13 protein-coding genes are annotated in these 16,870 nt (G+C 38.2%); 8 read left to right on the forward strand and 5 right to left on the reverse strand.

Features of this window, described 5'->3' with window-relative positions:
• The first annotated feature begins 8 nt into the window (after positions 1-8).
• Positions 9-3,455 (forward strand): VCBS repeat-containing protein, encoded by a 3,447-nt coding sequence (locus TEGAF0_RS12375; protein WP_264898680.1) that lies wholly within the window; start codon positions 9-11, stop codon positions 3,453-3,455.
• Between the two features lies 1 nt (position 3,456).
• On the opposite strand, the gene TEGAF0_RS12380 is transcribed toward TEGAF0_RS12375, so the two are convergent.
• Complete coding sequence (locus TEGAF0_RS12380; protein ID WP_264898681.1) at positions 3,457-4,383, reverse strand: hypothetical protein; 927 nt, start codon at positions 4,381-4,383, stop codon at positions 3,457-3,459.
• Positions 4,384-4,463: 80 nt separating this feature from the next.
• Between TEGAF0_RS12380 and TEGAF0_RS12385 the strand changes: the two genes are divergently transcribed.
• The 5 genes from TEGAF0_RS12385 to TEGAF0_RS12405 all read left to right on the forward strand — a co-directional run bounded on the left by TEGAF0_RS12385 (position 4,464) and on the right by TEGAF0_RS12405 (position 11,191).
• Positions 4,464-5,018 (forward strand): hypothetical protein, encoded by a 555-nt coding sequence (locus TEGAF0_RS12385; RefSeq protein WP_264898682.1) that lies wholly within the window; start codon positions 4,464-4,466, stop codon positions 5,016-5,018.
• Between the two features lie 50 nt (positions 5,019-5,068).
• Positions 5,069-6,418, forward strand: coding sequence for a vanadium-dependent haloperoxidase (locus TEGAF0_RS12390; RefSeq protein ID WP_264898683.1), 1,350 nt, complete (start codon positions 5,069-5,071; stop codon positions 6,416-6,418).
• 75 nt (positions 6,419-6,493) lie between these two features.
• Positions 6,494-7,456: a transporter gene (locus TEGAF0_RS12395; RefSeq protein WP_264898684.1), complete on the forward strand. Its 963-nt coding sequence runs from the start codon at positions 6,494-6,496 to the stop codon at positions 7,454-7,456.
• Positions 7,440-8,987, forward strand: coding sequence for a phosphatase PAP2 family protein (locus tag TEGAF0_RS12400; RefSeq protein WP_264898686.1), 1,548 nt, complete (start codon positions 7,440-7,442; stop codon positions 8,985-8,987). The genes TEGAF0_RS12395 and TEGAF0_RS12400 overlap by 17 nt, the downstream gene beginning before the upstream one ends.
• Positions 8,988-9,007: 20 nt before the next feature.
• Complete coding sequence (locus tag TEGAF0_RS12405; protein WP_264898687.1) at positions 9,008-11,191, forward strand: TonB-dependent receptor family protein; 2,184 nt, start codon at positions 9,008-9,010, stop codon at positions 11,189-11,191.
• Here TEGAF0_RS12405 and TEGAF0_RS12410 read toward each other — a convergent pair.
• Genes TEGAF0_RS12410 through TEGAF0_RS12420 form a run of 3 tightly spaced genes read right to left on the reverse strand, consistent with a single transcriptional unit; the run spans position 11,186 to position 15,440 of the window.
• Positions 11,186-13,171 (reverse strand): alpha-amylase family glycosyl hydrolase, encoded by a 1,986-nt coding sequence (locus TEGAF0_RS12410; RefSeq protein ID WP_264898689.1) that lies wholly within the window; start codon positions 13,169-13,171, stop codon positions 11,186-11,188. The two genes, TEGAF0_RS12405 and TEGAF0_RS12410, sit on opposite strands and share 6 nt — an antisense overlap.
• Before the next feature lie 2 nt (positions 13,172-13,173).
• Positions 13,174-14,124, reverse strand: a complete 951-nt coding sequence (locus TEGAF0_RS12415; protein ID WP_026751142.1) for a carbohydrate kinase family protein — start codon at positions 14,122-14,124, stop codon at positions 13,174-13,176.
• An 11-nt stretch (positions 14,125-14,135) separates the two neighbouring features.
• The gene (locus TEGAF0_RS12420; RefSeq protein WP_264898690.1) at positions 14,136-15,440 is read right to left on the reverse strand and encodes an MFS transporter; all 1,305 of its coding nucleotides are present in this window, start codon (positions 15,438-15,440) and stop codon (positions 14,136-14,138) included.
• A gap of 108 nt (positions 15,441-15,548) precedes the next feature.
• On the opposite strand from TEGAF0_RS12420, the gene TEGAF0_RS12425 reads away from it, so the two are divergent.
• Positions 15,549-16,028 (forward strand): YcxB family protein, encoded by a 480-nt coding sequence (locus TEGAF0_RS12425; protein WP_264898691.1) that lies wholly within the window; start codon positions 15,549-15,551, stop codon positions 16,026-16,028.
• Positions 16,029-16,043: 15 nt separating this feature from the next.
• Here TEGAF0_RS12425 and TEGAF0_RS12430 read toward each other — a convergent pair whose 3' ends face one another.
• Positions 16,044-16,478 (reverse strand): GNAT family N-acetyltransferase, encoded by a 435-nt coding sequence (locus TEGAF0_RS12430; protein ID WP_264898692.1) that lies wholly within the window; start codon positions 16,476-16,478, stop codon positions 16,044-16,046.
• 151 nt (positions 16,479-16,629) lie between these two features.
• Between TEGAF0_RS12430 and TEGAF0_RS12435 the strand changes: the two genes are divergently transcribed.
• A complete protein-coding gene (locus TEGAF0_RS12435) occupies positions 16,630-16,866 on the forward strand; it encodes an acyl carrier protein (RefSeq protein WP_026751146.1) in 237 nt (78 codons plus the stop codon).
• Positions 16,867-16,870 lie beyond the last annotated feature (4 nt).

The following is a 16,870-nucleotide window of genomic DNA, read 5'->3' on the forward strand; positions in this document are numbered from 1 at the left end:
GTATGAAAATGAAATGGAAAAGTTTGGGTTTGGTGGGATTAATCACGCTGTTCCTTGCCATTGGCTGTAAGCAAAGCAGTTCACCTTCTCTGTTTACACCAATTGATGCGAATCAATCAGGGTTAAACTTTACCAATACACTAACTCCTACAAAAGAGTTCAATTTATTCTCTTATATGTACTATTATAATGGTGCAGGTATTGGCGCAGGAGATTTTAATAGGGATGGTAAAATTGATTTGTTTTTTGCAGCCAATCAAACGGGCAATCATTTATACCTGAATCAGGGGTTAATGAAATTTGAAGACGTTACAACAGCAGCCCAAATTCCTAATGATGGTTCATGGAGTACGGGTGTATCTGTTGTAGATATCAATAACGATAGCTTACTTGATATTTATGTATGTAGGGTGGGCAATTACAAAGTATTAAAAGGTAAGAATCAATTATTGGTTTGTACAGGAATAACCAAAGAAGGGATTCCGCAATACAAAGACCAGGCAGCTGAATACGGATTGGATTTTTCGGGATTTAGCACACAAGCTGCTTTTTTAGACTATGACGAAGACGGAGACCTGGATATGTTTTTATTGAACCATTCTGTTAATCACGATGGAAACTATGCACCCAGAAAGAACTTTGAAAATACATTTGATGCACTAGCTGGTCAGAAATTTTATCGCAACGATACTCAGAAGAATGCAGACGGTATGTTAACAGGGAGATTCACTGATATTACTACCACAGTAGGTATCAATGGATCTAAAATTGGGTATGGGTTAGGGGTAGCCGTTTCAGATATTAATGTAGATGGCTGGCCAGACATTTATGTAGGAAATGATTTTCACGAAAATGATTATCTCTATATTAACAATAAAAAAGGAGGCTTTGAAGAGAAAGGAAAGGAAGCCATGATGCATACCAGTCAGTTCTCTATGGGTGTTGATGTGGCAGACGCGAACAATGATGGACTTCCCGATATTGTTTCCATGGACATGTTGCCCTATGAGTCCTATATGCTCAGAAGATCTTTATCTGAAGATGACTACAATATTTTCCAGAACAAACTAGCTTTTGGGTATACGTATCAATATGCCAGAAATAATCTTCAATACAATCGGGGCAACGGACAATTTAGTGAAGTAGGGCAGTATGCAGGTATTCACGCTACAGATTGGAGCTGGGCTTCATTGTGGATGGATTTTAACAACGACGGCAAGAAGGATCTTTTTGTTTCGAACGGGATACCCAAGCGAATGAACGATATAGACTATATCAATTTTGTATCCGGAGAAGCTTTACAGGAAAAATTGAAAAACAATAGTTTAGAAAGCAAGGATTTGACCTTGATCAATCAGTTTCCTGAAATTAAAATCCCCAATCAGTTTTTTCAGAACAAGGGTGCATTTAGTTTCAATAATATAACCCAGGCCATTGATAAAAATCCCAATAGTTTCTCTAATGGTGCAGTATATGCCGATTTGGACAACGATGGAGATCTGGATATTGTGGTAAATAATATCAATGATCCTGTGCTCATTTATAGAAACAATACAAATCTTCCTGCTAATCCTTCAGCGAATAGAAGCAATTCTAAAAATGTAAATAATAATGCAGAAAATAAACAGCTTAATTATGTTTCCATACAGCTGAAAGGTAGCACGCAAAATACTATGGCGGTAGGATCAAAGCTGATGGTTTATGCAAAAGACGCGCTATATACCTATGAAAACTATCCAGTGCATGGCTTTTTATCGAGTATGCAGATTCCTTTGCATATTGGATTAGATAATATTCAGCCAGACTCTGCAATCCTTATCTGGCCCGATCAAACTTATCAGCGTATATCGATACGTCCGGGAATTCATATATCTATGACTTATCAGCCGGGGCTTCCCAAATTTGATTATAACAAGCATGCCCTACAATTATCCAATTTGAATCAACATGGCAATCTTGAAGAAAGCTCCATTTCAAATAAGCCTGTATTCAACGATATTACTGCAGCAACAAAATTGAATTATCAGCATAAAGAAAATCCCTTCAATGAGTTTGACAGAGAACCTTTGATTCCTCATATGACATCAGCTGAAGGTCCTGCATTGGCTATTGCCGATATTAATGGTGATGGCTTGGAAGATATTTTTATAGGGGCATCAAAAACGCAACACAATGCTGTGTATATGCAGCAATCGAACGGAATTTTTAAGCAAATGCCGCAGCCTGCTTTATTGTTGGATTCCATGTGGGAGAATACGGATGCTGTATGGGCAGATGTAAACAAAGATGGCTATAAAGATTTACTCATAGCTAGTGGAGGAAATGAATATTATGGAGATGACCCGCACTTGTTGCCTTTACTATATCTTAATAACGGAAAAGGAAAGTTGACTAGAAAAGCAGATGCATTTGCTGGTATCAATACAACTCAAAGTCGCATTATTGCAGAAGACTTTAACGGAGATGGAGCTGTTGATCTGTTGTTAACAGGAAGGGTTGAACCCTGGAAATATGGCAATGCCCCCAGAACCTATTTATTGGAGAATGATGGGAAGGGAAACTTTACAGATCAGACAATCCGTTATTCCAAAGAATTGCTGAACCCAGGTATGGTAACTGATGCACAATTAGCTGATATTAATCAGGATGGCAAAAAAGATATTCTGATTAGTTCTTTATGGGGAACCATCGATGCATTTATCAGAAAGGGAAATCAATTTGTGAAGCAGACCATACTTAATCAGAAAGGATGGTGGCAATCGATAACACTGCTGGATATAGACAATGATGGAGATCAGGATATACTGGCAGGAAATTTTGGATTAAATAGTCGACTGAAAGCCAGCGCAGCAGAACCGGTTCGTATGTACCTGAACGACTATGATAATAATGGAAGAATGGAGCAGGTAATCACGTATTATCTACAGGGAAAAGAAATGCCTTTTGCCAGTAAAATACAATTGGAAAAATCATTACCTGTTCTAAAGAAGCAGTTCCTGTATGCAGAAGATTTTGCCAAAGCCACTTTAGATGATTTATTTGGAAAAGAGAAGTTAGCAGCAGCTACGAAACTTGAAGCAACACAAATGGCCAACATGCTATTGATAAATGAGGGCAAAGGAAAATACAATGCCATGCAATTACCCGTAGCAGCACAGTTCAGTAATATTCGTGCTGTTGTGCCAATCAATCATTTAATTACCGGTGCCTTGTTGCTTGGCAACTTTGGGTACAATAATATTGAAATAGGCAGACAGGATGCAAATTTTGGAACCCTGCTACAAACAGCAAAAGTACAACCCAATAAAGGCTTGCAAATGGCTGCCTGTCAATTACCAGGCTTAGTTATAAAAGGCGAGGTAAGAAAGGCTTTGCCCATTGTTATTGGGAAAAACATTTGCTATGTATTAGCAAAAAATAACGGCAACCTGCAAGTTCTGAAGCAACAAAATTAACTTATTCAAAAACAGGATAATTAATTGTCGTTCTCCATTTTGTGCTGTCCCTGATGGTTCTTCTGTTGGTAATTAAACGTTCAAAAGAAATGGCCGGACTTACTTTGCGGTGGTCCTGAACAAAATTCTTAACGGCTTCGTTGCATTTTTGTATCACGGTTTTGTCGCCGGTAACTTCACAAACCACAATATTGCCCAGCATCATGTTTTTTAGCATGAATTTGCCGCTCGAAGGAATATCTCTTTCTGTTGGTACGGCCACCATTGCGGTATAACTGGAAGAATCTTCTTTAAACACATTCAAAATAGGATAGTTAACAATTTTAACTTCCACGCCGGCAATAAATTCATTCACTTCATCAATCAATGCATAAATTTCATCGGTAGTAGGCTCATGGTCATATGTTTGTTTGGCAGATACATAAGAAGAGTTGGGTACTTTCTGCATTTCAATAGGATAGCCGTATACTTTGGCTACATCAGAAAAGTAATCCTGAATCTGATATAGCAATCGTTTTGTGTCATCTTCAGCGCTGTTCAACTGAAAAAAGTTTTTAAAGCGGTAAAACGGGTTATAAGAAAGGTTCATAACCGTATTCAGGGTGAACTTGGTTTTAGCATTGTGGTCGGCCATAAAGCTAAAATCGAGTTTTATTTCCATGCCTTTGTATACTAAAGTAGCCTGGAACCCATTCATCAATACTTTATGGATGGTGATTGGGTTGTCATAATACGTGAAAGTAGAATCGTTTACTTTTTTCCCGGGAAACCATTTGGTCCATTCTTGTGGATTAGTCATCACCCTGGTTATTGCATCTACAGGCATGGCAACCGAAACGGTTTCGGTGGTAGGTTTTTGGTATGGAAGCAGGTAAGAAGCACCAATAAAAAATAATACGGGAACCAGAACATACAATCCTTTTTTCATATCCGTGCTGTCGTTTAAGTGGGAATAAAAACTAAAATTAAATCTTTTACATTGCAAAAATAAATACTATTTTTAGGGAGTTGAAAAAGGTTTTAACCATACTGTCCTTGTGTTTGCTGCTCTTTAGCTGGGGTGGCTACAACCTTCTATTGAATTACCTGGAAAACAAATCTGACAGGCAATTCCAGGCCAGCCTATACGAAGATCAGTACGATGAGGCCAATTTAATACACCTGAAAGTGGCAGCAAGTACTCCTTATGGAACAAACAGTGAGGAGTTTGAAACAGCTACAGGAGACGTTGAAATCAATGGTGTAACCTATCACTTTGTAAAGCGCCGTTTCTATAAAGACTCTTTAGAACTTTTGGCAGTGCCCAATATTGAAAAAATAGGGTTACGCAATGCCAGAGATCAGTTTATGAATCTGGCAGCTAACTTCAATACTAGTTCTCAAAACGAATCTTCTACTAATCAGCATATTGTACTAAAGTTTTCATTGTCAGACTTCACGGGTGACCATTGCTTTACCTGGCAGTTTCGTGATGGAGACATTTCTAAGGAGTTGATCATGAAAAATCTATTGGTACAGACTTCTGATTACGCAAATGCTTTGGAACGACCACCGCAAGCCTAATGCTGGCATATTAAGCATTGTATATTTTTTCATTTAATAATAGACTGTTTATGTTGAAGCGCTTTGCGGTGCTGGGAATATTTGTATTTGCCCTTCAGGCTTGTAGTACAAAATCGGAGTACAAAACTTTTTTACACGATCCACTTTTATATAGTAATACGGTGCATGAGCTGAATACCGTGGTAATGGGAAATAATTTCCCTCCAATGGTCGCTTCCAGAAATTATGCTTATGCTGCCATTGCTGCCTATGAAGTCATGGCTGCGGCTAATGCAGATAAATATGAGTCGCTGGGAGGGCAGCTAAATGGGTTATCTACTTTGAAGTTGCCAGCTATTCATCCGGAAGCAGACTGGCAGCTGGCGGCACTGATGTCTTATATGAAAGTTGGAGAGTCAGTTACTTTTCCCGAGGGGAGCATGAAAGCCTATGAAGACAGTATATTAACATTGGCCCGCAAGAAAGGCTTACCCAAAAGTGTAGAAGCAGCTTCCAGAGAATTCGCGGATAGTGTAAGTGCAGCTATTATACGCTGGAGTAAAAAAGACAATTACTTGCAAACAAGAGGTGCAGAAAAGTACACGGTAACTGATGAACCTGGGCGATGGGTGCCAACTCCACCTATGTATGCAACTGCAGCAGAGCCACACTGGATGGAAATTAGAACCATGGTGATTGATAGTGCAAGCATTTACGAGCCTGCGCCACCACCTGCTTTCAACATCAAAGACAAAAACAGTAAATATTATCAAGAAGTGATTGCTATCAAAAATGCAATTGATAGTTTAACGCCCGAGCAAAAGCATATTGCGGAATTCTGGGACGATAATCCATTCAAAATGAATGTTACCGGACACGTGATGTTTGGCAGTAAAAAATTCTCACCACCCGGACATTGGATGAGTGTAGTGGGCATTGCCGCCAAACAGGCAAAGTCTGATTATCCGGAAACCATTTATGCAACGGCTAAAACAGCCATTGCATTATTTGATGCCTTTATACAATGCTGGTATGTAAAATACAAATACAATACCGTGCGTCCGGAAACCGTCATCAATCAATACATAGATATTAATTGGAGACCTTATTTACAAACACCTGCTTTCCCTGAATATACTTGCGGACACTCAACTATTTCTTCTGCAGCAGCAGAAGCTTTGACCAGTGTGTACGGGGATAATTTTGCGTATACCGATTCTACAGAATTGGAATTTGGTATTGCCAACAGGAGTTTCAAATCATTCCGACATGCGGCTGAAGAAAACAACTGGGCTCGCTTCTATGGTGGTTTGCATTTTCACAATTCTTGTATCATCAGTACCGATATAGGACAGAAAGTGGGAGGTCATATTGCTAAAAAACTGAGAATGAAAAAAGAAATTTCATCTTCACAAAATTAGACTCCTTCAACTGAAAACGGCATGTATCTTAAAAGTCTAGCCCAGATTTAATTTATTTCTTAACAGAAATCATTTATGACTTATATAAAAAGGTCAGCCTTTTTTAGGTTGATTATGCTCGCTGGTTTAGCAGTGACGCAACTAACTGCCCATGCGCAAACAGATATAGACGCGCTTATGATGGCAAAGAATAATTTTTGTACCGGTTTCATGATCGGAAACAGCAGCTGGAAAAATTACTGGGAAGGCACACTTAAAAGGGATAATCCCAATTTAGGAACTGTAGGCTCTACCATGATTGGTATTATGGGCAATTATGGTATCAAAGACAACCTGAATCTCTTATTCTCCGTTCCTTATTTCTCTAATAGTGCCTCTGCCGGAACTTTAGTTAAAAGACAGGGTGTACAAGATCTTACACTAACCTTGAAGTGGATGCCCATTGAAACAACAATTGGTAAAGCTGATTTTTCGGTATATGCTTTGGGCTCTTACTCAACACCATTAAACAATTATGTAAAAGATTATTTACCATTATCTATTGGATTGGGCGCAAAAACAGCCATGGCAAGAATTATGGCAGATTATCAATTGGGTAATTTTTTTACCACAGCATCGGCAGCCTTTTTTACAAGGAGCAATGTAACAATAGATCGCAATGCCTATTATACAACAAGAATGCATTATACCAATCAAGTAGAAATGCCCAATATGGCCAACTTCAATTTGAGAGTAGGATATAGAAGTGGCAAGGGTTATGCAGAAGTCATAGCAGACATCATGCAAACCAATGGTGGATTTGATATAACAAGAAATAATATGCCATTCCTGAGCAATCAAATGAATGCTAATAGAATTGGAGTTGGATTCAAATACAATTTTGGAAAAGTAGAGGGGTTGTCCGCAGTAGGAAATGCAATGTTTACAGTTGCAGGTAGAAATGTAGGTCAATCAACATCTATTAATGCGGGGGTATTTTATATTATCAATTTCGAAAAATCTTCAACTCCAAAAACTAGTAATGATGAAACTAAATAAAATCGTTCCACTCAATTTAATCTTATCACTGTTCTTAGTAGCATGTGATCGAACTATTGAAGAAAGAGATAAAGTTTATGAGCCATTAAATCCAACTAATATTGATGCCAATGCTGGAGATTGGAAACCAGTCATTTTAGCCACAGCAAATGAATTTCCATTGGCTGCGCCCACAACAACAAATGTGGCTGTTTATAATAGAGAATTAACCGAAATAAAAGGATTTCAAGCTACACTAACACCCGCACAAAAAGAAAGCATTAAATATTGGAGTGCGGGAGGTGTTTTAAGATGGAATGAGATTATGAGGGAATTAGTGGCAAAACGAAACTTACCTCCAGCTTCAAATCCAGATGGAACTTATGGTACGCCATCCGCTGCAAATCCTTTTGCATATCCTCATTTTCCTTTTGCCAATCCTCCTTATGCAGCAAGAGCATATGCTTATGTAAGTGTAGCTCAATATGATGCACTGGTGGCAGCCTATTACTATAAGCGTTTGTACAATCGTCCTGCACCGCATGCAGTAGATGCTAACATTAAACCACTGGTACCCGCTACCAATTTGCCTTCCTATCCAAGTGAAGATGCAGTAGTTGCTGCGGTAAGTGTAGAAATGCTGAAACTATTATTTCCGGCCGATATTGCTTTTATACAACAAAAAGCAGATGAACATATGTTGGCTAGAATTATGGCAGGTATGAATACCCGTTCAGATATAGAAGCAGGGGTTCAATTGGCCAGACAAGTAGCTGCAAAAGTTATTTCAAGAGCATCGAGTGATAATATGTCAAGAGCAATAGGAACCCCTTCACAATGGGCGGATTTAGAAAACCAAACTGCTGCAACAGGTGAAACTCCCTGGATAAGCCTAGATATTCCGAAGAGACCACCCATGTTGCCATTTTTCGGAAGAGTACGACCTTTTTTATTTGATTCATTAACTACTATTGCAATTAGACCGGGTCCCCCACCTTCAACAAAATCAGAAAAGTTTAAAGCAGAACTAGAAGAAGTTAGACATTTTACCAAGAATGCAAGTAGGAAAGAAATAGCAATTGTACATGATTGGGCTGATGGAGCGGGTACATACACTCCTCCAGGTCATTGGAATGCGATAGCTGCAGATGATTTTGTGAAACAAAAATATAGTGAAGTAAGATGGGCAAGAAATTTTGCTTTGTTAAATATGGCTGAAATGGATGCAGCTATTAGTTGTTGGGATACAAAATATTTTTATTACAATCCTAGGCCTTCGCAGGTTGATCCCACTGTAAAAACAAATACCGGAGTTCCTAATTTCCCAGCCTATATATCGGGGCATTCAACTTTTAGTGGTGCAGCAGCAACCATTTTAGGGTTTTTGATTCCATCTAAGGCTAGCATATATAATACTATGGCAAAAGAAGCTTCTGAATCTAGAATCTATGGTTCTATTCATTATCGTTCAGACTGCGAAATAGGTTTATTACAAGGTGCTAAAGTTGGCAATTTTGCAATTGCTAGAGCACAGAGTGATGGTGCGAATTAGTAAAACAAAGTGTTGAAAACATGAAGGGTTTTATTGTTTTTATATTACTTGTATTGGGAAAATCTGTATTGGGTAATTTTGTATATAAAACTGATACAGTTCCAGTTCGCTATTTAGATAGTGTAATGGTAAAGTCTTATATTAATAAACAACTTGATTTACCTGAAATTAATGGTACTTATTTAAACACGGGAAAAAAAACTACTCGAATTCATTTGACTTCTAGTGGAGTAGATATTTCATCAAAGATTGGTCGTCAGGTATTTGCAAAAGTACCTGGCGTTTTTGTTTACGATATGGATGGGACAGGCAACCAAATCAATATTGCAACCAGGGGATTAGATCCACATAGAGGTTGGGAATTTAATTTGAGAAAAGATGGCATAATTACAAACTCTGACATGTACGGCTATCCTGCAAGCCACTACAGTATGCCTTTAGAAAGTATTGAATCAATTGAGTTGGTAAGAGGAACGGGTTCCTTGCAATATGGAGCACAGTTTGGAGGTATGCTCAATTATATAAGTAAACAACCTGACTCATTGCGACCATTTTCTTTTGAAAATATCAATACAATAGGTTCCTTTCAATTACTTAGTACATACAATGCAATTTCAGGTACAGTAAATAAAATGAGTTACCAAGCTTATCATTTTGTAAAGTCTAGAAATGGATATAGAATAGGAGAAGAATCTAATTCGTCAGCCTATAAAATAAGCTTAACCTATCGTCCAACAAAATCTTCAAGTTTACATCTTGAGTGGTCTAAGTCTACTTATACCTATAAAATTCCTGGCCCGTTGAATGATAGTATGTTTTTAGAAAATCCAAGGCAATCAACTCGAAACAGAAATTATTTTAATCCGTCTATACATTTGCCTTTTATCAAGTTTAACTGGGCGCTTAATTCTTCTACACAATTAGAAATGACAAGTTCGGCAGTATTAGGTGAAAGAAATAGTATTTTATTTGATAAACCTGCCTCTATTAGAGATTCTATTGTTTCTTCAACAGGGCAATATAACCAGCGACAAGTGGATATAGATCATTTTAATAGTTATACCTCTGAAATCAGACTAATGCATCATTTTCAGTGGTTAAATACAAAACAAACAATAGCAACTGGAATTCAATTGATGAATAATCATTTACACAGAAGGCAACTTGGTAAAGGAACCACTTCTTCTGATTTTGACCTTCAATTAACAACACCAGAATGGGGGCGAGATTTACATTTTAAAACTTTAAATCTAGCTTTTTTTATAGAAAACAGAATCAGATTTACCAATCAATTGAATATTACTGCAGGTGTAAGAGTAGAATCAGGTACTTCTAAAATGACAGGAATTATATTGAATTATCCAACCAACAAAATACCAGTAAACATTAATCATAAGTTTCCATTATTGGCAATAGGGTTTCAATTTAATAGTTCTGAATACTCGCAACTATATGGTGGAATTGCACAATCATATCGTCCAGTTATTTTTAAAGATCTGATACCTTCTTCCATATATGAAACGATAGATCCTACTATTAAAGATGTAAGCGGATATAATGCTGAATTTGGATTCAAAGGCTCATTAAATAAGATTAAATGGGATATTAATACTTTTTTATTAACCCAAAATAATCGTTTTGGAACTTTGGTTGTTAAGGATATCAATAATTCTTTTATAACCTATAGAACCAATATTGGCAATTCAATGACAACGGGTATTGAAGCTTATATTGAAGCAGAGTGGGCACTACATTCAAAACTGCAATTATCGCTTTTTACTTCTACAGCCTGGATGAGTGCAAAATATAAAAATGCAGTTATTAAAACTGGAAATGCCAATTTTTCTATTCACAATAACAAAGTAGAATCTGTTCCCGATATTACATCTAGAAATGGAATAGGAATACGTACTCCTTTATATCAAATCAACTTTTTATATAGTTATGTTTCTTCCACTTATTCAGATCCACTCAATACCATACAACCAACAAAAGAAACAGGGGCAGTTGGATGGGTACCGGCATATGGATTGGTTGACATTAATGCTTCCATTGCTATCTCAAAGCTCTTTATCTTGAAAGTCAATATTAATAATGTATTCAATAAGCAATATTTTACTAAAAGACCTTTATTTTATCCTGGTCCTGGGTTGTGGCCATCCGATGGATTAAATTTTTCTACAACAATTTCATTCAAGTTATAGCAATTCATAAACAGCAAACTGGTAGGGCTCCATCACTAGGTATTCGTGATCGGGCCCTACTTTTTGTTTATTGCCAGTCCAATGATCAACAATTTCAACGGGTGCAAATCCATGTTCCTTGAACAAATACCAAGTAACGTAAGCAGCCTTGCTATTGAAGTTGAATAAACAGTAATAATGTTTTCCTTCCCCATGTCTAATGAAGCCTGCAACATGAATATTGTGCGGGGTTAACCAGGTAATATTTTTCTGATCACTAAACGCGGCAATGGATTTTCTCAATTGAATCAATTGTTGGGTAGCAGTAAAGATTTTGTTTTCCACTGTTCCCTCCACTTTTCTTAGAGCATTTTTCTCCCAGCGAATCACGGGTCGATGCATCCATCGGTTATCATAACTTTTCCCAGGATCTACCAAGTAACTATAATCGTTGGTGTACCCCACTTCATCACCATAGAATAACATCGGAATGCCGCCCAATAGCATGGATTGAGCTTGCATTAAAATAATTTTATTAATAGCGTTTGCAACGGCAGGATTTTTTTCAATAGCATTTTTTAAAGTAGAATCGCCTATGTCTCCCGCCAACGCTTTCTCTAATCCACAGAGGGAAGCTAAACTGCCGCTGATACGGGCATCCTGTGTTTTTGGATTCACTGAGAACAATGCCCCAGCAGCAGGACTGCCTGCATAACTCCCTGAATAATATTCTTTCAAGAATTTACGATGTTCATACGCATTGAATCCAGCGGCTGCAATCATAGAATCATCATATCCTAATCCGATATCGTCGTGACAACGGGTGTAGGTAATCCAGGTAGTACCCAAGGGTTTTTGTAAGAGTTCATATTGTGCTGCCAACATTACTCTTGTATCACCTGTAGCCAGTGCATCCCATTGCAAAGCCATTTGTGTAGCATTGTAAGCGATATCGCATTCTTTGGCAACAAATGCATCTGTGCCAAAATATTTCATGATTTCTTTGGGTGCCACAATGGCTTCTCCTAACAATGCCATGCCTGGTGTAGCAATATGCACACAATGTTTAATCAAACGAAGAAGGGTATGTGCTTGAGGCAGGTTCTGGCAAGTAGTACCCAATTGCTTCCAAATAAATGCAGGTGCATCAATGCGTAAAATGTCAACACCTAAATTGGCGTAGAAGAAAATATTCTCCAACATGGCACTGAATACAGCAGGATTGGTATAATTCAGATCCCATTGGTAATGATGAAAAACAGTCATTACCCATTTGTTGCATTCTGGCACAAAACTGAAACTGCCCGGTGAGGATTCCGGAAAAATTTCGGGCATGGTAGCATCCAGCTGATCGGGAATTTCTCTGTTGTCGAACATGTAAAAAAAGTCCTGATATTTTTTGTCACCCGCTTTGGCTTTTTTAGCCCACTCATGATGATGAGAAGTATGATTGAGTACAATATCAATCATCAGATACATGCCTGCTGCTTGCATTTTTTCTTGCAAACTTTTAAATTCATTCAAGGTTCCGAAGCGTTCATCAATTTTTCTGAAATCAGAAACGGCGTAGCCACCATCGCTTTCTCCTTCAGGGCTTTCGAACAAGGGCATCAGGTGTAAAAAATTAACACCCAGCTCTTGCAGGTATGGAAGTTTTTCAGGCATGCTTTTTAAATTGCCTGCAAAGCGGTCTACATACAAACTCATTCCGGTAATCTGATTGCTGGTAAACCAGGCACCCTGTTGTTCTTTTAGTGCATCTCTTTTTTTGAATGCCGGTTTTCTTTGTTTATAAGTTTCAATTAAAAGCGCTAATAAATTGTCAAATGGATTTTCAATGGATTGACCATTTGTATTTCCGTAAATAGAATAATATAGTTCCTGTAATGTATTTGCATTGGCAATCATACGTAAATAAAATGCATGATCAGGGCCGGCTATGTCCAGTAAATGGGTAAGGCAAAGTGTTTTTATTTTCTGATGCAATTCGTATTGAAACATAATTAGTCAAAAATTTGATTATTCAAATGTTTAAAAGCTTCCATAGCGCCCATGTACTCGCAAGTTCTTGCGCCGGCTTTATTGGCATTGATGACCATATGCGACCACATTTCCAATGAAAGGTCATTGAAGGTGGCAGGTTCCAGTTTACTTAGCTGATATAAAACAGCGCCTACAAATGCATCACCTGCTCCGGTTGTATCAACGGGTTTAACTGGAATAGAAGGAATAATATGTTGTTGACCATTGTAGCCGAGTAAAGTCCCATCCTTCCCCAATGTAATAGCAAATACTCCCTTGGTCTCGTCTAATAAAATAGCTGTTGCGGCTTCCAGGGTTTCTGTGTTAGTTAACAACATGGCTTCTTCGTCACTTACTTTAAAAAAATTGCAGTTGCGTAAAAAATGCCAGCTCTGACTAACAAAAGAGTCTGTATTGTTTTTGAATAACAGATGACGATAGTTGGGATCGAAGCTGATGAAAATATTATGGTGCAGCGCTTTCTGAAGCAGGTGCAAATAAGCAGCCTGCAAAGGGCCTGGTAAAAAACCAGTTGCCGATCCAAAATGTATAATAGAAATATTGTTCAAGTTAATAGAATCTATATCGTCAATGGACAATTGTGCATCGGCTCCTCTGTTAAAAACAAAATCTCTTTCGCCATTATTCATCAACGACACAAAAGCAAATGTGGTAAAATGGTTGGGGTCTTCTAACATCGCTTGAATACCCACTCCAAAAGAACGCATGGTTTCTATCAACTGATAGCCAAAAGGGTCTTTACCTACTTTGGCTGCGAGTTCCACTTTGCCACCCAGTGCAGCTATGGCAGCGGCAACATTGGTGGGAGCCCCCCCTGTCTTTTTTAAGAAGTTAGATCCCTCCGATAAAGGCATTCCTTTATCTGTGCAGATCATATCAATTAAGGCTTCTCCAATACAAAGAATTTTCATACAATTATTTTTTAATGGCCCCCCGAAGAAACCGCCTGCAGTTCTCCTTCAGGTTTAACATCTTTAATAAGCAAAGTGGCTGCACAAGCTAGCAATAATAATACACCTGCAAAAGAAATGGCTTTGCCAGAGTCGTTATTTAAATGGTGTTCCATAACGAAGCCAAAGCTAGTAGTTTGTAATATCATCGGAATCACAATCATCATATTGATGATTCCCATATATACGCCGTATTTTTCTTTAGGAATATCATTCACCACCATCAGGTAAGGTATGCCCATCATGCTAGCCCATGCAATGCCAAATCCTGCCATCGGAACAAACAAAAGATACTTGTTTTCAATTTGAGGAAACCACAATAGTGCAAGGCCTGCCATCAATAAACAAACCACATGTACTTTTTTAGGACTGAATTTTTTAGCCATCCATACCAAGGCAAAAGCAGATAAAAAAGTTACCACATTGTACCATCCATTCACTAAGCCTGCCCATCCCACTGCTTCTTCATACAAAGCTTTGTTTTCTGTTGGACTGGTTTTCCAAACAGACTGAGCAATACTCTTAGACGCATTTTGCCAATAACAAAACAAAGCATACCATTGAAACAGATATGCCAATGCTAGTTTCCACATCACTGCGGGCATATGAATGATGGCTTCCCCAATTTCTATAAAGGGTTGAAGCAACCCTTTCTTCTGTGCACGAAGAGCGGACAGTTCTTCTGGAGTAGGAGGTATCTCCGGCGTTTTAGAAATGCTCCACAACACAGAACTAATAGAACAAAGAGATCCTAGAAAGAAAGAGCCAAATACCCAGTAAGGAATGGCACCATGCTGACCCGGAATATATTTCTGAAAAAGAAAAAGAGAAATATTGGCCAGGGTAATGCCCAGACCGGTGAAAAAACTCTGCGTTAAAAATCCGGTAGCCAGCTGATCGCTAGGCAACTTATCTGCAATAAATGCACGGTAAGGTTCCATGGCGGTATTGTTGGCCGCATCTAACACCCATAACAAACCTGCAGCCATCCACAAGGTTGAGCTGAATGGATAGAGAAACAAACAAAGACTGCAGAACAAAGCGCCAATAAAGAAATAAGGTTTTCTTCTCCCGAAACGGGGATGCCAGGTACGGTCACTCAACACGCCAATAATCGGTTGTATTAATAAACCTGTCATAGGACCTGCCAAATTCAGCAAGGGTATTTCATCGGGCTTGGCACCTAAAAAATCATAGATTGGATTCACAGCACTCTGCTGTAAGCCAAAGCTGTATTGTATTCCAAAGAAACCCACATTCATGTTAATGATTTGCATGAAGCTGAGTTTGGGCTTGCTCAATTGCATAGATAATATGTTAGTCTCTAAAAATAATGAATTGAAGGCAAAAAAACATCCGCAGTGAAAATTGGCTAAATTTGCAAAATGCAACATGCTTTTACCTACGAGAAGAAAAAAGTGATACAAGGGCTTCGGTACCATTTTGTACAAAGACCCGAAGTGAAAGTATTGGTTGTATTGGTAAATGTATTTGCTATTGTTGCCGCCATTTTGTTTTACAGTAAAAAAATAAGACCCGAGCCCTTCTTATTGGGGTCTTTTATCTGGATCATGATGATGGCCAGTTTCTGGTATATCCTGCCGAATTCTATTTATAAGCAGGCTAAAGAAACTTTCCTAGATACTTTTGCTATTGCATTTAAAGACAGCGGCGTTACGCTGGAAAATGAAAAAGGATACAAGCATTGGGAATGGAATGAGTTCTCCCATTATTTTGAAAGCCCGCATTTCTTTCACTTATATTTTAATGCCAAGTCTTTTTTTATGGTACCCAAAGAAGGAATGGGCGAAGAATTCCGACACGAACTTAGAGGCGCGTTAAAGCGAGGAATTCTATCCAAGTAAATTTTTATACCCCAACTAATCTGAAAGTTCTTTACCCATAATTACATGGGGAATGGTGAGTTCAATAAATGGCTCGCTCATGACATCATAGCCTAGTTTTTCAAAAAAATGAATGGAGTCTTTGCGGGCATGCATAATAATTTTCTCAAAACGATTGTCCCGGGCCAGGTTTTCTGCAAACTGAACCATTGCTCTTCCAATGCCCTTACCCTGCAATCCGGACAATACGGCCAGCTGACGCAAACGGACAGTGTCGGGAGAAACTTTTACCAGCATGCAGCAGGCTTCCATAATACCTTCATCGGTATAGGCCAACAGTATATGATTCTTTTCTTCAGATAATTCTTCTGCACTAAAATCTAGACCAAGCGGTTTACGCAACAATTGGCGCCTCAATGCTACCATTTGTTCGTATTCCGCGGATCCATGTTGAATCATTTTTAGTGCCATAACACTAATATAACCATGATTTCTGAATAAAACCGGTCTAAAATCCAGAAAATACGCATTAATATGGCAGTCTGTGGAAACAAAAGTTGTTTAAAATATTGCTTATATCTCAAAATGTATATTTTTGCCGCAGTAAACAAAAACTTTTACAATGTCAGACATCGCAACAAGAGTAAAGAAAATCATCGTAGACAAATTGGGTGTAGACGAAGCTGAAGTAACTAATGAAGCTTCTTTTACCAACGATCTAGGTGCAGATTCTTTGGACACAGTTGAATTAATTATGGAATTCGAAAAAGAATTCAACATCTCTATTCCTGATGAGCAGGCTGAAACCATCACTACTGTAGGTCAGGCTGTTGCTTATTTAGAAGAGCACGCTAAGTAAGATA

The sequence above is a fragment of the Sediminibacterium sp. TEGAF015 genome, from assembly GCF_025997995.1.
Lineage (GTDB): Bacteria > Bacteroidota > Bacteroidia > Chitinophagales > Chitinophagaceae > Sediminibacterium.